The following is a 19,812-nucleotide window of genomic DNA, read 5'->3' on the forward strand; positions in this document are numbered from 1 at the left end:
GCGCTAGTAGGCGTCGAAGCGCGTCCGCATCGCGTCTTCCTCTTGCCGGATGCGGATGGTCAACGGCACGGCATACAGCGCCAGGCCGACGATCAACGTTACGAAGGCATGGAAGGCAAGCGCGAAGCCGACCAGCTCGGGCAGGATGTTCAGGAAATAGTTCGGATGGCGCACGCGGCGAAACAGCGGATGCGTCACCAGCGCGTGATCGCGCGCCAGGATCAGCTTCACGGTCCAGAATTTTCCCAACAGGCGCACCACGATCAGCAACATCATCATGCCGAACGCGTAGAGGCCGATCCCGGCCCAACTGACCAGGTCCAACGGCGCTGATCGCAGCGCACCTTCGGCGATCGCGGCCAGGTAGAAGGCGACATGAGTCAGGGCCAAAACGGTCGTATTGGCCGCACCAACTTCGACTGCGCCGTTTTGGCGTAGCGCGCGTTCATGGCGGATCGAGACGGCAAGCATCGCGATCCGGAGCAGGATCGCGGCGATCGCAAAAAGGACGAGCAAATGGGACATGTCGGCGTCGCTCTAGCTAAGGCGCCCCGGATGCGCAAGAAATCCGCCGGCCGCACGACGAGAGAGGCGCCGATGGTGATCCGCGAAGCGCGTTCCGACGACGCCAGATCCCTGGCCGAGCTCGTCACCCAGCTCGAACATCCGGCGACCCCGGCCGAGATCCAGCAGCGCCTGGCGGTTTTGCCGCTGGGATCGGTGCTGGTTGCCGAAACCGACACGGAGATCGTGGGCTGTCTCACCCTGCACGTGACGCCGGTCCTGCACCGTGCCGGGCCGGTCGGCCGCATCACCATGCTGATCGTGCGCGAAGACATGCGCGGGCAGGGGATCGGGCAGGCGCTGGTCGAGGCCGCCAAACAGCGATTCAAGCTGCGCGGCTGCGTGCTCGCCGAAGTGACAAGCAATCTGCGCCTCAAACCCGCGCACGCTTTTTACGAACGGCTTGGCTTTCGCAAAACCAGCTGGCGCTTCGGCAAGCAGCTCGACGCCTGAACCGCTAGGTATAAAACCCGTTCGGCCCGGAATGACTTGACGGTCAGGACGGCGCGGGTCCTGGTGGGTCCATGCCGATTCTCACCGTGCGTCACCTGACGCGCTATCGCTATCGGAAGAAGGTGACGTTCGGCGAGCATCGCATGATGTTTCGTCCGCGCGAGAGCTACGACCAGCGGCTGCTTGAATCCGACATCATCATCACGCCGACGCCGTCGGCGTTGCGCTATGTCCACGACGTGTTCGGGAATTGCGTCGGCATTGCGCGGTTCGACGGCGTGGTCGCCGACGAGCTGAGCTTCGAAAGCCGCATCCGTCTCGAACATCTGCCCGACGCCGGCGACTACAGCGCCGAGACCGAGGCCTATGCCCGGATCTTTCCGTTCGCCTACGGCGCCGAAGAACTGCCCGACCTGCAACGCTCGATCGAGCGCGCCTATCCCGACCCCGATCATGCGGTCGAACGCTGGGCGCGGCGGTTTCTGAACAAATACGGCCACACCGACACGCATCGCATGCTGGCGACGATGACGGCGGCGGTGCGCGAAGACATCGAATATGCGACGCGGACCGAACGCGGTATCCAGACGCCCGCCGAGACGTTGCAGATCCGCCGCGGCACCTGCCGTGACTTTGCGGTGTTGATGATGGAGGCGCTGCGCGCGCTTGGCCTCGCGGCGCGGTTCGTGTCCGGCTACATCTACAGCCCGGGTGAGGATGATGCGGAAGAGCGTCACCGTGGCGGCGGCCACACCCATGCCTGGGTGCGCGTCTATCTGCCCGGCTGCGGCTGGATCGAGTTCGATCCCACCAATGGAATCGTCGGCAATCGCGATTTGATCCGCGTCGCGGTAACACGCGACCCCAATCAGGCGTTACCGCTGTCGGGCACGTGGAACGGCCTGCCGTCGAGCTTTCTCGACATGGACGTCGAAGTCGACGTCGACGAATGGACTGCGACGCCTGGTCTCAGCGCGAAATCGCGCCAGGTTACCGGGGGTCGCTGACGAAGGGATTCTAGATTGCGCATCCGCACCGGCTACAACATCACGTACGAGTGTTCCGAGCCGACTGCGATCCTCGCGCATCTCGACCTGCACCCGTCGCGCGCGCGCGATCTCGAAACGCCCGATCGCATGATCACCACGCCCGGGGTCGAGCTGCATCGCTACGAAGATATGTTCGGCAATATCTGCACGCGGCTTTTGGCGCCGGCCGGGCGCATCACGCTCAAAAGCGAGTTTATTCTACGCGACAGCGGCGCCACCGATCCGGTCGCGCCCGGCGCGATCCAGCATCCGGTTGCGTATCTGCCCGACGAGGCGCTGACCTTTCTGCTCGGCAGCCGCTATTGCGAGACCGATCGCCTGTCCGACATTGCCTGGACGTTTTTCGGCCAGACCGAACCAGGCTGGGCGCGGGTCGAGGCGATCGTCAATTTCGTGCACGACCATATACGCTTCGACTATCAGCAGGCGCGGCCGACGCGCGGCGCGTACGAAGCCTATATCGAACAGATCGGCGTGTGCCGCGACTACGCGCATCTTGCCATCGCCTTCTGCCGCTGCATGAACATCCCGGCGCGCTATTGCACGGGTTACCTCGGCGACATCGGGGTGCCGCTGAAACCGCCAATGGATTTCAGTGCCTGGTTCGAGGCCTATCTCGGCGGACGCTGGTACGTATTCGACGCGCGCAACAAGATCCCGCGCATCGGACGCGCCTTGATCGCACGCGGGCGCGACGCAACCGACGTTGCGATCACGACCAGCTTCGGCCGGCTGGATCTGATTTCGTTCGACGTGGTTGCGACCGAGCTGCCGGAATTGCAGCCCGCCGAACCTGCTTAGATCGTCGTATCCGGGAAGCTCGACCAGAGCATGCCGTTGGCGGTGTTGGTGCCGGTCAGCGCAACGTTCTCGTTGCTCTCAGCGAAGTTCACCAACAGCGTTGCGCGGGATGTACCGTTGTTCAGCGCACCGACTTGCGCCGCTAGCCCGCCCGCATCGGGCGCACGGCCCAACACGTTCTGGTACAGCAGAGTCACGAACGCGTCGTTGCTTGGGCTGGCGCCGTACTTGGCGAGAAACTCGGTCGAGCCGAGGAAATTCTGCGCCAATTGCAGGTCGGCGAAATACTGCGCTTCGGTGCAGGTGAAGCCGCCGAACGCTTTCGTATTGTCGTGGCCCGCGGCAACTTGCGCCGCCACCATCGGATCGAGCCCCAGCTTGGCCTGCACCAGCAGACCGGCTTCGTCGGGCACGCGTGCAAACGCGGCCTGGTACAGACGATAGGCGGGCAGGCCGTTGCTGCCGGCATCGAGGATCAGCACGCCGTCGCTGAATACGATCCGCTCGATCCCGGTCAGATGATCGATCTCACCGCTGCGCGTGAGGTTGATCGATCCATCGGCCAGCTTGGTTGCGGTCCATGCGCTGCGCGCGCCGGTTTCGGTGAAGGTGTCGCGTCCGAACGAGGTGCCGACGACTTCTTCGCTACCGGTATGGAAGGTGAGCTTTGCGCCGGGAAGCGCCGCGCCGCTCAAGGTCTTGTCGGTGAATTGCACCGCCTGAATGTTGGTCAAGGTGTCGACGCCGTCGCGGTTCGCGACTTTGTCGGTGACGATCAGCGTCGAGCCGCTGGCGACGATCGTGTAGTCGGTCGACTTGCCGCGATAGGCGGCGACGTTGGTGCCGCTGCCGCCATCAATCGTGTCGTTGCCGCCGTATCCCATAATGAAATCGTCGCCGGCGCCGGGCGCCAGGGCTTCGGCCGTATCGTCGCCGAAGAAATAGTCGTTGCCGGCAGTCGCCGTGTTGATCAACGACATGCCGAGATCGCGCAGGATCGCCAGATCGTACTTGCTGTACTCGAACCTCGTTCCGTGCGGCGTCGTGTAGTTGATCATGTCGAGACCTTCGGAGATCGCGATATGATAATATTTCGAGCCTTGCGCGCTCGGTTCGAGCGCGAGCGGCGTCCCGTTGTGCACCGCTTGCACGGCCGCGCCGGTGAAATACGGCGCGCCATTGATGAAGGTGGTCAGCGCGTCGAATTCGGTTTCTGCGTTGCCTGGGAATTTGGTCGGGTCGTTGGGATCGCGCGTCCCCGACATGCCGATCAGATGCAAAATCTCGTGCACGAAGACATGGAAGAATTCGACCTTGGCGGCCGGTACTGCGTCGGTGCGATCAAGCGGCGTCGGGTCGAGCCAGAAGCCGGGCCCCGTATCACTCAAATTGAGTAAGTCGGACGAGATATTCACCTGACCGTCCGGCTGGTTGGGGCCGTTCGGATCGTTGCCGGTCAGCATTTCGGCGGCGATGCTCGACCGCGTCAGCGCGTTGCCGTCGGGTGCTTTGCCGGGCAGGCCAACGCCCCCGAGCGGGCGCGAATTGATGCCGCCGGTCGGCGTGACGTGCAGTTCGAGATCGATGGTGCCGAGCCCGTTTACGTGCGCCGACACGTATTGCAGCGCCGCATTCACGTTGGCCGTCAGCGCGTCGCGCACGGCCTGCGAGACCGTCGGATCGTCATAAACGTACGTGATCCGCCAGCTTGAAGCAGTCGCAGCGATTTCGGGCATGTTCGACTCCGATTTGCGATTCCAGCAAGCCGCAAAAACACTAGAGTCGTCTAGCTTTTAACCATGTCGATCAGCAGGACATGACGATGCGCAACCTTGCCTGGACGTTGAGCGCCCATCCCGAACCGGGCGAGCTGATCGGCAAGCGTCACTTTGCGTTGGTCGAACAGAGCGTGCCGTCGCTAGGTGCGGGACAGATTCTGGTGCGCATCATCGCGCTGGGCACGTCGCCGGCACAACGCGCCTACACATCGGCGGCGCCTGCGATGCATCCCAAAGTCCCGCTCGGCGCGGTGATGCGCGGTCGCGGCGTCGGCGTCGTGCTGCAATCCAACGACAGTGCGTTTCGCCCGGACGATATCGTCGAAGCGGCACTGGGTTGGCAGGAATTTGCCGTGCTGACGCCGTCGCTTGCAGGCGACGGAATTCTGCGCGTGGCCAAACTCGCCAATCCGCTGCGGCCGCTGACGCGCCATCTTGGCGTGCTGGGCGGTACCGGTGCGACGGCGTGGTTTGGCTTGTTCGAGGTCGGCCAGGCCAAGCCGGCCGAGACGGTGGTGATCTCGGCTGCGGCGGGCGGCGTCGGATCGATTGCGGTCCAGCTTGCCAAGCGGCGCGGCTGTCGCGTCATCGGCATCGTCGGCAGCGAGGCCAAAGCGCGCTGGATCACCAGCGTGCTCGGCGCAAATGCGGCGATCGACTACAAGCGCGACGACGTCGCGCAACGGTTGCGCGAGCTGTGTCCCGACGGGATCGACGTCTATTTCGACAATGTCGGTGGTGCGCTGCTCGACATTGCGCTGACCAATCTGGCGCTGCATGCGCGCGTGGTGATCTGCGGATTCATTGCGACTGCGCAAGGCGAGTTGATCGCAGGCCCGCGCCACTATCCCAATCTGCTGCGCAAACGCGCGCGCATGGAGGGGTTCTTCGTCATGGATTATCTGAAACGCTGGGACGAAGCGCACAAACCGCTGCGCGCGTGGCTCGATGAAGGCGCGTTCGACCCAGCCGAAGATGTGGAGCAGGGGTTGGAGCGCATGCCCGACGCACTCGCCAGCCTGTTCACCGGCGGGAATTGCGGGATCAAATTGTGCCGGGTGGCGGCGGATCCTTAATTGTGCGTTGTACAGCGGCAACATAGCTGACAGTGAGTCGTGCCGCGCAAATCGCTGTGACGAACAAGCAAGCAATGTTAGCCGCAGATATCAGGATCGTCGATGTAGTCGCGTCTCCGCGCCGAAGGAGCTGCTCCATGATTACAGCGACGGACTTCGTATTCAGTGCGAACTGCGCGATCACCGGCGCGAGGAGAACCAAAAATAAGAAGAGGCAAAAAATGATGCCGATCAGCCACTGGTCCGAGCCAGCTTTGTGCTTGAACAGCCAAGCGAGTTGCATAGGTACGAATGGATGTTCAGGTGTATCATCTACTGCATCGGTACGTGTCGACATTAGCTGGGCGAGTCGAAGAGCAAGAATTGTTGAGAACATCATGCAGGCAGCGAGTGGAGCTGGTAGCAAGATGATCATTGTTGTGCGGTCGTACGATAGGCCTGAAGCAACCTCAAACTTCCAATCTTCACGTTCGCCGGAGCCAAAAACGCCGATCAGGTCTCCTAGGGAGCATCCCGGTCGAATGCTTCCGTACGGAGCGCAATGCAGAAGCAGATCGCTCGCCGCATAATTTGCGAGCCGGTGACGCACGCGCAGATTGCGCCAAGTTTCGACTTCGCTGGTGGTCAAAAAGTTTTCAAACCTCGGCGCGTCCGCTGGAAGCAGAGGAGCTCCGATAGACTGAAGAGCTTTCCAATATGATTCCCAATTTAGCTCCGCAGTCCGGGAAATATTTGATCGACGAAGCGCATCGTCAGGATCGATGACAAGGTCGAACGCATAGCGGATGTGGGCAAGCGAGATGGCCTCAAGATCTTTTTGCACCAGATCGATGATGCCAAATCGAAAGTTAAATAAAAGCGGCTCTGCGCTGGCCAAAATAACGTGCTGCTTGGTGACAAAATCGGACGCGTCGTGCTGTACCCGGTTTTTAGCGATCTTCAGAAAGTCTTGTTCAACCTGAAACGCTGTACTAGTTGCGCGCAAATAGCCATCAACTGCGTTTGCGTTGCGTTGAACAAACGACTGCAAATCTTTTGCATGCTGAAGCGTGGCAATACTGCGCCGCGCCAGGTCGGCGCGTATATCGTCTGGTCGATGGCGAAGTGAAACTGCGAGTGCAAGCGCGGTTATTGTAAGCGCCAAGATTGCGTATCGCCCGAACGCGGCGCTAACCCGCCGGATCTTTTCCTCTAGGGCCTTTTCCGCATCCGACTTTGGTTGGTCTTTGCGTTTTGGACGTCGCGCAATATCGACGCGCTCGTGGTTCCCGATGCGGCGGGCAGAATTCGGAAAGCGACGCATTTAATTACCGTCTATCGTTACATCGTAAAATCCACGCAAAATCGCTGTTGTTGTCAAGTTTGAATATCAATCACGCCAACGACGATTCCTTCATCGCGTCCTTAAGCCAGTGTTTGAATTGCAGCGCGACGCCTGCGGGTGCTTCGCCGGCGCGCCAGACGACGTAGTAGCCGTAGACGTCGGGCACTTGCGTATCGAACAGGCGCACCAGGCGACCGCTTTCGAGATCGTCGGCGACGAGTAGCCCGCGCGCCAGTGCGACGCCGCGGCCGGCGGCTGCGGCTTCGAGCACCATGGCGCTGTCGCTGAGATTGATGCCGCCGCTCGGTTCGGGCAGGCGCAACCGCGCCGCGCGCAGCCATGGCGACCAGGGCTGCCACGCATGGCGCAACAGCCGCGCGCGTCGCAAATCGCCCGGCCGTTCGATCTTGTGGTCGCGCTTGTATTTGGGCGCGCAGACCGGAAACAGAATCTCGTCGGCGAGACGTTCGTCGACGCCGTTGGGCCAGCCGCCCGGCCCATAGCGCAGCGCAATGTCGATGCCGGCGGCGAGGAAGTCGCCAATGTCGGCGGTCGAGCGGATCTCGACGTCGGTCGACGGCATCTCCTGCGCGAAATCCAGCATGCGCGACACCAGCCAGCGCGTCGCCAAGGTCGGATGCACCGACACGACCAGACGCGAACGGCCGCGTTTGGGTTTGTCAGGAAAGGTTCGTTCGAGCAGCTGCAGGGCTTGCCGGCACTGCGTCAGCAACGTCACCGCGTCGCGCGTCGGCACCATGCCCGTCTTTGTGCGCTTGAACAGCCGCACGCCGAGCCGCGTCTCAAGCTCGCGAATACGGTGGCTGATCGCGCCATGGGTCAGCGCCAGCTCGTTCGCGGCTGCAGAATAAGATCCATGTCGCGCTGCTGCATCGAAAGCACGCAGTGTTTGAATCGACGGGAGCTGTTCCATGACCCTGGGCCAGGTTGTGAGGAATTTTCACAAGCTAGGCCAAATCATCTCCTTTGTCGTCATAAGGGGTGGCGCTTCAGGCTCCTGATCTAAGGAGGCGGGCGTGACTTTGACTTCGGTGCGACAGCAAGCGGCTTCGGACACACGTTCTGGCACGGCACGTCCGACCCTGGGCGCGATCCGCGGTGCGACGCTTGTCGTGCCCGATTTAGCGGCGATCGAACGCGCTTATGTCGGTTTGCTGGAGCTGCGCGTTGCGGCGCGCGGCACGATCGATGATGCCACCGCATCGATGTGGGGCGCACCCAAAGCCGCCGGCCGGCGCTTTCTCGATCTCGAACCTGCCAGCGGCGAACGCGTCTATCTGCGCTTCGTCGAGAATCCTGCCGCGCAGGCAGTGCCGTCGCTGACCACACATGGTTGGAACGCGATCGAGCTGACGGTGCAGGACGTCCACGCTCTGGCCGCACGTCTTGCCGGGTCGGACTTTCGCATCATTGGCGAGCCGCGCGGCCTGACGCGATTTCCGATGATCGTCGCGATGCAGGTGATCGGCCCGGCCGGCGAATGTCTGTATCTGACCGAAATCGGGCAGGGGAGCGGGCTCGATCTGGCATCGGCGCGTTCGTTGGTCGGACGCATCTTCATCATGGTTGCGGGCGGGCCGGACATCGAAACGCTGTTCGCGACCTATGCCGGCTTTGCCAACGACATTGATCCGCCGGTCTCGACGCCGGTGCGCGTGCTGTCGCGCGCCAACGAGTTGCCCGACGACACGTTGCACGCGCACGGGCTGATCAAGCTGCCGCAGGGCACCTTGATCGAACTCGACGAATATCCGGCTGTAACCATGCCGCGCGCCTGTGCGGTGGGCGATCTGCCCGCGGGCATTGTCAGCGTCCGGTTCGGCGTCACGACGCTGCCGGCCCGCGACTATGTCGGCACGATGGGCGTGCCGGGCCGTCGCATCGCCTGTCTGGTCGGTGCCGCGGGTGAACGGATCGAACTCGAAGAAGGAATCGATCGATGAGCGAAGTCGCCATCGAAGATCGCGCCGGACTCGACTTTGTGCTGGCGCTGCGTCGCGCCTGGGCGACCGAGCTGTATCCGCAGCTGCGCCACGAGTTCGACGCAAGCGGTGCAAAAGGCGACGCGCGCGCCATCGCAAAGACCGTGCATCGCCTGCCGACCTATCCCTGGTTCGCCTGGCTCGAACGCGGCTCGCAGAAAATGCTGTGGCGTGCGGTCGGCGATGCGATCGAACACCAGGCTGCGTCGATTCCATTTCTGGACAACGGTCCGTCGACCGTCGAGTTGGATCCGACCTTCGATCTGCCCGACTGGTACACGGAGTGGGACATTCACGTGCAGCCGGGCGGCATCTGGTCGAGCGAAGCGGCTGCATTGGTCTACGAGCTTGGCGCGCGGCTGGTGATGCTGGGCGACAATGACGATTACAAATTCCATCGCCTCTTCACCGAAACCGCAATTCCCGCGCGCGACTATCGCCGCATCGTCGATTTCGGCTGTGGCTTCGGTAAATCGGCTTGGCCGCTGAAACAGCGTTTCGCCCAAGCCGAGGTGATCGGCGTCGACCTGTCGGGCCCGTGCCTGGAATTGGCTGCGGCGCGGTCAAACGAGCGCAATCTGGCGCTGCGCTATCGCCAGGCCGATGCGACTGCAACCGGCCTCGAAGACAAGTCCGCCGATCTCGTCACCTCGACGATGTTCGTGCACGAGATCCCGCAGCAAATCCTGCCTGCGGTGTTCGCAGAAGCATCGCGCTTGTTGGCGCCGGGTGGCGTGTTGCGGTTTCTCGATTTCCACTTCACCGGCGACGCGTTTCGCGATCTTGCGATGATCGAACATGGCACGCGCAACAACGAACCGTTCCTGCCGACGACGATGCAGGCGGATCTGGTCGCGATGGCGCGCAAAGCAGGCTTTGCCGATGCGCGCTGGGTCGCGTTCGATGAGCGCGGCGCCGGGCGTCTCGACACGCTGCAATGGCCGGCGCGCGCCGAATGGCATTTCCCGTGGGCGGTGCTGGAAGCGGAGATGGCGGCCCCCGCGCAGGCGGAAGACTCAAGATGAGCAGCGATGATCCGTTGAAGCCTGATCTCGATACCAGCCAGCTTGCGGCGTTGGTGTTCGAACTTGCGTCGCAGCTCCATGCCGAACGCAGCGCGCGCATCGCATTGCAGAACGCGCTGATCCGCGCCGGCATCACCACCGACATTGAAATTGGCGAAGCGGCCGAAGCGGCGCTGACGCGCGAAGAGACGGCGGCCGCGCTGGCGCGGTCGATGCTGAAATTGATGCGCGTGCTTCGCGAAAGCGACGATCCGCGATCACCGACACGACACGAAGCTGAGGAGAGAAACGCTTGACGCGTCCCTGGATTGAATTCGTCCAGTCGCAGAAGATCGCGTGGAAGGACGACGATGGCTGGGCCGCTGCGCCCGGCGCGTCGGTTCGCATTCTTAGTCGCGATTCCGACACGAATGCTGCGAGCTTGATGTTGCGTCTGCCGAAAGGGTGGACGGCACCTGCCGGTGCGTTGAATGTCGATGAAGAGTTTCTGGTGCTGGAAGGCGCGGTCGAAATCGGCGGCACGCGCTATGGCAAGCTGGGCTTCGCGCATTTCCCTGCCGGCTACGATGCAGGTGCGCGCAGCGCGCCCGAGGGCGCAATCATTCTGAGCTTCTTCGACGGCAAGCCGGTGCGCAGTGCTGCACGCGCCTACAACGAAGCGCGGCTGGTGAAGATCGAAGATGCGATGCACGTGCCGTACACGGGCAATTTCCATCCGGAATTTCCGCCCGGCGCCGGACGCAAGCTTCTCTATGTCGATCCGACCACCAACGACACAACATGGATTCTCGGCACCTTGCCGCTGCGTTGGGCCGAGCGCGCCGAGATTCATCCGACCGTCGAAGAAATGTACCTGTTGAGCGGCGAGGTGCACGGCAATCGCGGCGTGATGCGGCCGGGTGCGTATTTCTGGCGACCCGCCAACGTACCGCACGGCCCGTACGGGTCGCTGACCGGCAATCTCTATTTCTTCCGCACCAAAGGCGGAAGTTTGAAGACCGAGTATGTCGAGCCCGAACGCAAATTCATGTGGTGGCCGCCCTACGACGCGCAGTTGCCGCAAGAACTCGAGCACGCACGCGGCGAGACCGAACCGGCGCCAAGTTGGTGGTGACGACAGAATAAAACGAGACGGTGTGGCGACAACGTTTTGCCTCGGCAAAACGGCCAAAAACAAACAACGCGCGCCGGCGATCGCAGGTAAAAGAATTGGGAACGGGAGCTGGGACATGAAACGGATTTTTGGACTCCTGCTGCTTGCAGGCACCGCGTTGGCATCGACCGACGCATTCGCGCAGCTCGAAGAAATCACGGTCACGGCGCAGCGCCGCGAACAGCAATTGCAGAAAGTGCCGCTGGCGGTCAGCGCCTACACGGCGACCGACCTGGCGCAGCTGCAGATTCGACAGACCGTCGATCTGATCCGCGTCGTTCCCAACCTGGTCGGCAACAACAATGTCGGGCTGGGCGGGTCGGCGACCTATTATCTGCGCGGCGTCGGCAATACCGAAAGCTTCCCGACCCAGGACGTGCCCGTCGGCACCTATGTCGACGACGTGTTTCTGTCGCGTCAGAACGGCAACAACATGAACCTGTTCGACGTCGAACGGATCGAAGTGCTGCGCGGCCCGCAAGGCACCTTGTTCGGCCGCAACACGACCGGCGGCGCGATCAACGTGATCATGCGCAAGCCGGCCGATCATTTCGGCGGTTACGCCGAAGCGTCGATCGGACGGTTCAACCAGTATGAGCTGCGCGCGTCGGTCGACGCACCGCTGGATCCGAAAGTCCTGACCAAAGTGTCGGCCTATCGCGTCGGCAGCGACGGCTGGGCCAAGCAGAAATCGACTGGCGCCGATTTGAACGGCCAAGATTCGTACGGCGTGCGCGGCGACGTGCGCTTCCTGCCCAGCGAGCGCCTGACCGTCGACCTGTCTGCCTTCTACGCCTATCAGGACATGGGCAACATTCTGAACCGGATCGATCCGGTGACTGGCGATCGCACCGTCTATTCGGGCGTGACCAAAGGCTACCTCGCGCGGTTCGGCTATGCCGGTGCCAAAGCCAACAACGACCTGACCGACCTGACCAAGCTGACCGCGGTCACGTTGAACGTGAATTACGATCTCGGTCCGGTCGCGATCAATTCGATCACCGGCTATCGCAAGACCGAACAGAACTACCTGATCGACTCCACCTTCGCGCCGCCGAACCCGATCGCCTATGGCGGTTCGCCGTCGCTCGACGAAGGGTTGATGGAACAGTACAGCCAGGAATTCAAACTGACCGGCAAGGCGCTGAACGACCGGCTGACCTGGGTCGGCGGTCTGTTCTTCCTGCGCGAACGCAACGTCACCGATCTCGGCACCGGCACGGGCAGTGCGACGACCTTCACCGTCACCGGCGACCGCACCATTCGCAACACGCTGAACACCGAGGCAGCCTATGCGCAGGGCGATTACAAACTGACCGACCAGTTGACCGCGACGGTCGGCCTGCGCTTCACGCACGAAGAAAAGAAGCTCGACGTGCGCCGTGATGCCAGCAACATCGGGCCGGACGTCAATACGGCGGGCATCATCGCGGCGGGTATTCCGGTCAATCTGCACGCCAACTTCATCACGCCGCGCTTTGCGCTGACCTATCAGCTCGATCCTGACGTGATGTTCTATGCGTCGTCGACGCGCGGTGCGAAGTCGGGCGGCTGGAACGGTCGTGCGCTGGCCAACAACGCGTTCCTGGCCTTCAAACCCGAACGCGTCTGGTCGGAAGAAGTCGGCATGCGCGCCGACCTGTTCAACAAGCGCCTGCGCCTCAACGTCACCGGCTTCTACGCCTATACGCAGGACGAGCAGATCTCGGCGGCGTACATCGTCAACGGCACGCGCTTCTTCACCGTCACCAACCCGGCGGACCTGCGCAATTACGGCGGCGAATTCGAATTGACCTGGCTCGCCACCGACAATTTGAAAGTGAACGCCAATCTCGGCGTGCAGCATGCGCGTTACACCAGCATCTCGGCCGACGTCGCGACGCAGCAGCGCAATTGCAACACGGCGATCGGCGCCAACAACGCCACCAACATCGCGGCCGAGTGCAATCGCGGCTTCGTCGACGCCAAGGGCCGCATCGCGCGGCCGGTGCGTGCGCCGGATGTGTCGTTCAGCGGTTCGGTGACCTACGACGCGCGGTTCGAACAGTTGACCGTGTCGCCGACTGTGGGGCTGACCTACAATAACGGCTATGGCATCGGTAACGCGGGCAATCCCGATCTGCTCGACGGATCGTGGACCGGCACGCAGGTTTTGTGGGACGCGTCGGTTGCGTTTCAGTCGGATCGTCTGCCGAACTGGTCGCTCACGGTGGAGTGCAAGAACTGCTTCGATCGCAGCTACAACGTCTCGTTCCTGTCGACGACCGGCATCTTCCTCAATACGCCGGGCATCTGGGACGTGCGGTTGCGGTACAAGTTCTAGGCACGCGCGAAGCGGGGGCCTAGAACCCCCGCGAAGGCGGGGGTCCAGGTATCAGCGCGAAGGATGGTTCGAATTCCAAGCTCAACGACCTGGATCCCCGCCTTCGCGGGGATGACGACATGAAATCCGGCTGGACGGTCGCCTTTCTTCTCATGGCGACGCAGCTGGTTTCCTATATCGACCGATTTCTGCCGAGCCTGGTGCTCGACCAGTTCCGGACCGAGCTGGCGCTGACCAACGCGCAGGTCGGGATGTTGTTCGGCATCGCCTTCGCGTTGTTCTACGCGATCATGGGCTTGCCGTTCGGTTGGCTCGCCGATCGCTTGCCGCGCAAATATATTCTGTCGAGCTGCATCGCGCTGTGGTGCGTGATGACGATGCTGGGCGGCGTCGCGCATTCCTACACGCTGTTGTTTCTCTCGCGCATGGGCGTCGGGTTGGGTGAGGCCGCGGTCAATCCCAGCGCGCTTGGCCTGATCGGCGACTATTTCAAAGGTGCACGCCGCGCCCGCGCCGTCGGCTTGTTCATGTGCGGCACGTTTGGTGGTGCCGGCCTTTGTTATCTGCTGGGCAGCAGGCTGGTGCATTTCATCAGCGAATGGGCGCCCGCCAGCGGAATCGAACTGGCACCGTGGCGCATCTGTTTTCTGTTGATCGGGTTTCCCGGTTTGGTGCTGGCGATCTTGTGGTTGTTCATGCCCGAGCCGCCGCGCGACAAGTCGCGCGGCTATGTTTCGCTCGACAGTGCGGGCCTGGTCCGGACGCTGCGCTTCGTCGCGCAAAACTGGAAAGCGTTCGGCACCTTGTTCATTGGATCGGGCGCGACCTTGACGTTGGGCTCGCTCGCCTTCTGGAACATCACGCTGTTTCGCCAGGAGTTCGGCTGGTCGGTGGTCGAAGTCGGCACCGCAGTCGGGTTTCTGTTTTTCCTCGGCGGCGGTGGCGGCACCGCGTTGTCGGTATGGTTGTCGTCGCGCTTTCTGCGCGCCGGAAAACAAGATGCCAGCATGCGCGTCTTGTGGATCGGGCTTGCGATCGGCGTACCCAGCTTTGCGCTCTATCCGCAAATGGCGAGCGGCAACCAGGCCGTCGGCACGTTGTTCTTCGCGTTTCTGGCACAGGGCATCGCGGCTGCAGCCGGGCCCGCAGCGCTGACCTTCATCGCGCCGGGACAGATCCGCGCCCAGGCGACCGCCTTCTATTTTCTCGTGATCAATCTGTGCGGGCAGGCGATGGGCGCCTGGGTGGTCGGCGAACTTGCCGATCGTTTGCCGAAACCGCACGGCCTTGCCAATGCAATGACGATCGAAGCATTCGCGGTCGGCATTCCGGCGCTGCTGCTGATCCTGTTGGGCTTGCGCCACTACCGGCAACTGGCCGCGACGTTAACATCGGCAGGTGCCGTCACCCCTGGTTCGGGCCACTAGGATCGGGCTTTCTGTCCCCACGGTTGAGTCGGGGGACAGGTGGCGCACGGGCTTGCAATCAATGGGCGGTTTCTGACCCAGGCCGGCACGGGCGTGCAGCGTTTCGCGGCCGAGATCGTCGGCGCCTGGGATGCCCTCCTTGCGGACGGCACGATCCACAGCTCCGACGTGACGATCCTGAGTCCGCCGGGCGCGCGCAAACTCAATCTCCAACGCATCACGCAGACCGAAATCGGATCGCGCGGCGGCTATGGGTGGGAGCAATGGGATCTGCCACGCGCCGTCGGTGCGCGCAGCCTGGTGTCGTTGTGCAATCTCGGACCGTTGCTGACGCGGCGACAGGCGCTGGTGATTCACGACGCGACGCCGCGTGCGATGCCCAACGCGTTCTCACGCAGTTTCAAACTTGCCTATTCGGTGTTGGAGCCGCTGCTGTGCCGGCGCGTCGCGTCGCTGGTGACCGTCACCGAATTCTCGCGTCGTGAAATCGCGCGCTATTACTGGGCCGACGAAGAACGGATCGCGGTGGTGGGCGAGGGCGCCGATCATATCGACCGCATCACGTCGGATGTGCGCGCGCTCGAAAAACACGGTCTGACGCGGCACGGCTATTTTCTTGGCGTCGGTCTCGGCGGTCGCAACAAGAACACGCCGGCTTTGGTCGAGGCCTATGCACAGCTGCAGGGCAAGACCAACGCGACCTTGGCCCTGGTCGGGCGTGCCGATGCGCGCGTGCATCCGACCTTGCCTGCGCCGCAAGGTGCAAAGGTGCTGGGTTTTGTCGACGACGCGGAATTGAAAGCGCTGTACGAGAACGCGCTGGGGCTGGTCTATCCGTCGCTGTACGAAGGCTTCGGTCTGCCGCCGGTCGAAGCAATGCGCAGCGGTTGCGCCGTGCTGGTGAGCGATCAGGAAGCGCTGGTCGAAGTCGGCGGCGACGGCGTGTTTGCAACCAAGCGCGGCGACACGAACGCGCTTGCCGCGGCGATGCTGCGGCTGGAAACCGATCCAGCCTGGCGCGCAACGCTGGCTGCGCGCGGTCGTGCCCGCACCGACACGATGACGTGGCGTGCGGCTGCGTTGCGACTGTGGAAGACGCTGCCGTGAGCGAGGCGCCCAAAGATCGCTTCGCCTTGTTCGGCGCGTTGCGCCTGGCCAATGCAGGGGCGGGGCTGGTGTTCGGTCTGCTGCAAACCGCCATTCTCGCACGCACCTTGCCGCTCGACTCCTTCGCGCACTACGTGCTCGCGGGCGCATTGGGCAACGCATTGTGGGCGTTCGATCTTGGTATTGCGCGCGTGTTGTTCACGCGGCTGCGTCCGGCCTGGCTCGACGGCAACGTGCCCGCGTCGCTGGCGCGGCAGGGGTGGGCGGTGGTGCTGTTCTATGCCGCGCTGGTTCTGGTCGGCGCGGTGGTGCTGTTTGCGGTCGCGTTGCTGCGTGCCATTCCCGATGCGCTGGGGCTGGCCGCGTTCTTCGCCTTTACTGCGCTGAACCTGCCGTGGTTCGCGCTGCGCACCTTGTCGGTCGCGGTCGACCGGTTCGTGCAGATCGAACTCGCCGAAGCGTCGCGCCGCGCGTTGCAGATTGGCGCCATGCTGCTGCCGTTGCTGGGCGTCAGCGTCGGCACCGCGTCGCTGATTGGTCTGGCGGCGTGGGCACTGCCGGTCGCACCGACCTTGCTGCGCTTGCGCGCGATCGGTGCGGTGGCGCCCGGTCCTGTCGTCGGCGGCATGGTGCAAACCTGGCGTTCGCACCGCGCCGATCTTGCGCGCGCTGGCAGCTACGCGTTGGCCGAGCTTGCGATTTACAACGCGCCCTACGCAGTGGCGTCGTGGTTGTTCGGTGTCGGTCCGGCCACCATCGTCGCCGATCTGCTCGCCAAAACGCTGCGCGGCGCGACTGTGCTCAGCGCGTCGCTGTGCGAGGCGGCGGTGCCGGCGCAGACGCGCGCCTGGCACGCGCGCGACCGGGCCGCGCTGATCCGCACGACGCAGCGCGTCGTCGCCACAGTCGCCTTGCCGACCATGTGCCTGTCGCTGTTGCTGATCCTGGCGGGGAACGAGCTGTACGCGAAGCTGGTGGCGGATGCGGTCGCGATGCCCGCGATGCTCGGCGCGCTTGCCGGGCTGCTGGTGATCGCCAATGGGGTGCAGACGATCAGCAACCACCTGCTGATTCACACGGCCGCCTTTCTTGCCGTCTCGCGTGCGGCCGTCGCATTGGTCGTCTGTTTTGCGGCAGGGGCGGCGTTGGCCTTTCTGTTCCAGGTCGAGGTCGTGCGATTCTGGCAGGGCTATGCAGCCATCTACGCCGCAGGCGCGTTGGTCTATGCGACACTGGCGATCCAACGCGCGCGGCAGTTGCCTTCATGAACAACACCGTCACCGATTATGCGCTGTTGCCGCTCGAGAAAGTCTCGGTGTGGATGTGGCTGGCGATCGTGCTGGCGACGGTCATGTTTCTCGCCTTCTGGCGGCGCGACGCGCAGCGCTGGGGCGTGATTTCGTTCAATAGCTGGTTTTTCGGCTACGGCTTCTATCTCAAGATCTTCCTGATGTACCCGTTCGCGCTGTCGCTGGAGAATATCCGCGTCGTCGGACGGTCGTTCGAAACCGTGCTCGAAAATCTCGACCACGCCTTTGTGATCACCTTGGGCGGCATCGTCTGCATGCTGATCGGCATGGCGTTGTCGCGCCTGTCGCCACGGCCGCATTTGCGGGTTGCAGATCTGATTTTCGATGCGCTGCGCCGAGGCTGGTTTACGCGCGTCGGCGCGTTCCTGGCAGCGTTGATCGCGATTTCGATGTCGCTGCTGCTGCTGACCTTGGGCTTTCAGGTTTTTGCCGGACGCACCTTGGTGTTCGAACGACCCGAGCTGCGCCCGATTTTCAATCTTTGGTACGAGGTGGTTCCGTTCTGCGCCATTGTGCTGATCCTGTGGGGCGTCGCCGCCAAGAAACGCACGACTTTGTGGATCGGCGTTGCGGTGCTGGGGCTGGGTTTTATCGGCGGCACGCGCACCACCGTGATCCTGACCGCGGTGACCGCGGGAATCTGCGTTGCGATGGTGCACCGATTGCGCCGCACCTGGTTGTTGATCTTTGGCGCCGTAGCGCTGCTGGGTGTTGCGGTGTTGATGAAACAGCTGCGCGACGGTGACGTGTCGCAACAGATCAGTTTCGGTCGTCAGCTATCGTCGACCTTCTATAACGGCGACATTTCGGATCTGCGCGAATTCGCCTGGACCCTGAGCGGCTTTGACGATCAGAGCTTCTATTACGGCCGCACCTATGTTGCAGGCTGGCTGGCCTTCATTCCGTCCTACATTTCCGATTTCCGCACCACCTACGGCATCGGTCGCGTCACGGCGCGGCTGGCGGGACTCGATCCCGATTTCCATTCCGGTTTGCGCCCGCCAGTGTTCGGCGAGCCCTATCTGAATTTCGGCTGGGTCGGCGTGATTCTCGGCGGGCTTTGGTACGGCTTCGTCGTTGGACGGTTGATGCGTTGGATCCGCCAGGGCGTCGACCAGGACGTCGGCGTCGATCGCTATGCGCGCGTCTGGGCCGGGTTTCTGATGTTGCAGATCATCGACGCGGTGATTTTCTCGGGCGCCTTTTTCGCCGTCTATATTTTGGCCGCGTTGCTGATGGTCGGTCGCCTGATCGGACGCGGCGAACGACGGCGCGGCCTGCAAGCGACATGAGTGCGGCCATCCGCGTCATCCAGATCGTCGGCAGCCAGGTCGGTGGCGTGCGGCTGCACGTGCATGATTTGCTGCTGGGGCTCGATCCGGCGCGTGTTGCGCAAGCCTATGTCTATTCGACGCGCCTGTTCGATGCGCGATTCACGGATGAGGTGCCGCGCATCGAAGCGCGCTGCAGCGAGATGCTGGCGCTCGACATTCGCCGGCCACCGGCCTTCGGCGACGTACGCAACATTCTGCGCGTGATTGCGTTGGCGCGGCGTTGCCGGGCGCAAATTCTGCACGGGCACGGTGCCAAAGGCGGGCTCTATGCGCGGCTGGCCGCGCATGTGGTCGGTGCGCGTGCCGTCTACACGCCGCATGGCGGCAGCGCGCATGACGCGTTCGGACCGGTGCAGGATTTTGTCTATCGCAAGACCGAACGCGCGCTGATCCCGTTCACCCATCTGTTCCTGTTCGAGTCCATGTACTCGGCCGACGCCTTCGCACGCCGCACCGGCGTCGCGCGCCTGCCGATGCTGATCAATCCGAACGGACACGCGCTGGCCGACGAAGCACCGGTCCGCTTGCCAAAGCACGTTCGTGCACGGCCGGTGGTGGGGTTCTTCGGCATGTTGCGCGACGAGAAGGGGCCCGATCTTGCGATCGAGGTCGCTGCGCGCGTGCCCGAGATCGAGCTCCATATCTACGGCGACGGACAGGCACGCGCAGCGTTGGAAGCGCAGGCCGCGCCGCTTGGTAATCGTGTCGTGTTTCATGGCGACGTGCGCGATGCGACCGACCGCATGCGGACTTGCGACGTAATTCTGATCCCGTCGCGATTTGAATCGTTCGGCTATGTCGCGTTGGAAGCAGCGCTGCTGGGTTTGCCTGTCGCTGCGTTTTCGACCGGCGGTTTGCCCGAAATTCTGCACGATCATCCGGCTGCATGCATGGCGCCGACGGGCGATGTCGCAGCGCTCGCCGCATGCCTGCGGGCAGTTTTGCAGAGAAGCCCCGTGGAATCCTCACCCGTATTACGGGCGAAATTCGCCCGTGGTCGTATGCTCGCGACGGTTTCTAGCGCCTATAGCGAATTGCTCACGACTGCACTGTGACGGCCGTGTGAATTCTACGGTTTAGCCACT

At 62.9% G+C, this 19,812-nt stretch carries 18 protein-coding genes; 14 read left to right on the top strand and 4 right to left on the bottom strand.

Features of this window, described 5'->3' with window-relative positions:
• Positions 1-3: 3 nt before the first annotated feature.
• Positions 4-525 (bottom strand): isoprenylcysteine carboxylmethyltransferase family protein, encoded by a 522-nt coding sequence (locus tag TMPK1_RS01515; protein WP_420240973.1) that lies wholly within the window; start codon positions 523-525, stop codon positions 4-6.
• Between the two features lie 30 nt (positions 526-555).
• Here TMPK1_RS01515 and TMPK1_RS01520 point away from each other — a divergent pair, with 30 nt between their 5' ends.
• The 3 genes from TMPK1_RS01520 (at position 556) to TMPK1_RS01530 (ending at position 2,867) form a co-directional block, all read left to right on the top strand.
• On the top strand, positions 556-1,017 hold the full coding sequence (locus TMPK1_RS01520) for a GNAT family N-acetyltransferase (RefSeq protein WP_420240974.1): 462 nt from the start codon (positions 556-558) through the stop codon (positions 1,015-1,017).
• Positions 1,018-1,088: 71 nt separating this feature from the next.
• A complete protein-coding gene (locus TMPK1_RS01525; protein ID WP_420240976.1) occupies positions 1,089-2,024 on the top strand; it encodes a transglutaminase family protein in 936 nt (311 codons plus the stop codon).
• 15 nt (positions 2,025-2,039) lie between these two features.
• Positions 2,040-2,867, top strand: a complete 828-nt coding sequence (locus tag TMPK1_RS01530) for a transglutaminase-like domain-containing protein (protein ID WP_420240977.1) — start codon at positions 2,040-2,042, stop codon at positions 2,865-2,867.
• On the opposite strand, the gene TMPK1_RS01535 is transcribed toward TMPK1_RS01530, so the two are convergent.
• Positions 2,864-4,603 carry a DUF4214 domain-containing protein gene (locus tag TMPK1_RS01535; protein WP_420240978.1) on the bottom strand — a complete coding sequence of 580 codons (1,740 nt, stop codon included), beginning with the start codon at positions 4,601-4,603 and terminating at the stop codon, positions 2,864-2,866. The two genes, TMPK1_RS01530 and TMPK1_RS01535, sit on opposite strands and share 4 nt — an antisense overlap.
• 80 nt (positions 4,604-4,683) lie before the next feature.
• On the opposite strand from TMPK1_RS01535, the gene TMPK1_RS01540 reads away from it, so the two are divergent.
• Entirely contained in the window at positions 4,684-5,721 is a 1,038-nt protein-coding gene (locus TMPK1_RS01540) for an NADP-dependent oxidoreductase (protein WP_420240979.1), read from the top strand.
• Here TMPK1_RS01540 and TMPK1_RS01545 read toward each other — a convergent pair.
• Together TMPK1_RS01545 and TMPK1_RS01550 are read right to left on the bottom strand one after the other, a co-directional pair.
• The gene (locus TMPK1_RS01545) at positions 5,690-7,024 is read right to left on the bottom strand and encodes a hypothetical protein (protein ID WP_420240980.1); all 1,335 of its coding nucleotides are present in this window, start codon (positions 7,022-7,024) and stop codon (positions 5,690-5,692) included. The genes TMPK1_RS01540 and TMPK1_RS01545 overlap by 32 nt on opposite strands.
• A gap of 70 nt (positions 7,025-7,094) precedes the next feature.
• Positions 7,095-7,979 (bottom strand): LysR substrate-binding domain-containing protein, encoded by an 885-nt coding sequence (locus tag TMPK1_RS01550; protein WP_420240982.1) that lies wholly within the window; start codon positions 7,977-7,979, stop codon positions 7,095-7,097.
• Between the two features lie 103 nt (positions 7,980-8,082).
• Between TMPK1_RS01550 and TMPK1_RS01555 the strand changes: the two genes are divergently transcribed.
• The 10 genes from TMPK1_RS01555 (at position 8,083) to TMPK1_RS01600 (ending at position 19,782) form a co-directional block, all read left to right on the top strand.
• Complete coding sequence (locus tag TMPK1_RS01555; RefSeq protein WP_420240983.1) at positions 8,083-9,009, top strand: VOC family protein; 927 nt, start codon at positions 8,083-8,085, stop codon at positions 9,007-9,009.
• Positions 9,006-10,073, top strand: coding sequence for a class I SAM-dependent methyltransferase (locus TMPK1_RS01560; protein WP_420240984.1), 1,068 nt, complete (start codon positions 9,006-9,008; stop codon positions 10,071-10,073). The genes TMPK1_RS01555 and TMPK1_RS01560 overlap by 4 nt, the downstream gene beginning before the upstream one ends.
• On the top strand, positions 10,070-10,369 hold the full coding sequence (locus TMPK1_RS01565) for a hypothetical protein (RefSeq protein ID WP_420240985.1): 300 nt from the start codon (positions 10,070-10,072) through the stop codon (positions 10,367-10,369). Before TMPK1_RS01560 ends, TMPK1_RS01565 begins: the two co-directional genes overlap by 4 nt.
• Positions 10,366-11,187, top strand: coding sequence for a DUF4437 domain-containing protein (locus tag TMPK1_RS01570; protein ID WP_420240987.1), 822 nt, complete (start codon positions 10,366-10,368; stop codon positions 11,185-11,187). Before TMPK1_RS01565 ends, TMPK1_RS01570 begins: the two co-directional genes overlap by 4 nt.
• Before the next feature lie 115 nt (positions 11,188-11,302).
• Positions 11,303-13,549 carry a TonB-dependent receptor gene (locus tag TMPK1_RS01575; protein ID WP_420240988.1) on the top strand — a complete coding sequence of 749 codons (2,247 nt, stop codon included), beginning with the start codon at positions 11,303-11,305 and terminating at the stop codon, positions 13,547-13,549.
• Between the two features lie 119 nt (positions 13,550-13,668).
• The gene (locus tag TMPK1_RS01580) at positions 13,669-14,976 is read left to right on the top strand and encodes an MFS transporter (RefSeq protein WP_420240989.1); all 1,308 of its coding nucleotides are present in this window, start codon (positions 13,669-13,671) and stop codon (positions 14,974-14,976) included.
• 39 nt (positions 14,977-15,015) lie between these two features.
• On the top strand, positions 15,016-16,083 hold the full coding sequence (locus TMPK1_RS01585) for a glycosyltransferase family 4 protein (RefSeq protein ID WP_420240990.1): 1,068 nt from the start codon (positions 15,016-15,018) through the stop codon (positions 16,081-16,083).
• A complete protein-coding gene (locus tag TMPK1_RS01590) occupies positions 16,080-17,351 on the top strand; it encodes a hypothetical protein (protein ID WP_420240992.1) in 1,272 nt (423 codons plus the stop codon). Before TMPK1_RS01585 ends, TMPK1_RS01590 begins: the two co-directional genes overlap by 4 nt.
• The gene (locus tag TMPK1_RS01595) at positions 17,348-18,685 is read left to right on the top strand and encodes an O-antigen polymerase (protein WP_420240993.1); all 1,338 of its coding nucleotides are present in this window, start codon (positions 17,348-17,350) and stop codon (positions 18,683-18,685) included. Before TMPK1_RS01590 ends, TMPK1_RS01595 begins: the two co-directional genes overlap by 4 nt.
• A complete protein-coding gene (locus tag TMPK1_RS01600; RefSeq protein WP_420240994.1) occupies positions 18,682-19,782 on the top strand; it encodes a glycosyltransferase family 4 protein in 1,101 nt (366 codons plus the stop codon). The genes TMPK1_RS01595 and TMPK1_RS01600 overlap by 4 nt, the downstream gene beginning before the upstream one ends.
• Positions 19,783-19,812 lie beyond the last annotated feature (30 nt).

Origin of the sequence: Roseiterribacter gracilis (assembly GCA_018332375.1) — a bacterium.
Lineage (GTDB): Bacteria > Pseudomonadota > Alphaproteobacteria > BOG-932 > Roseiterribacteraceae > Roseiterribacter > Roseiterribacter gracilis.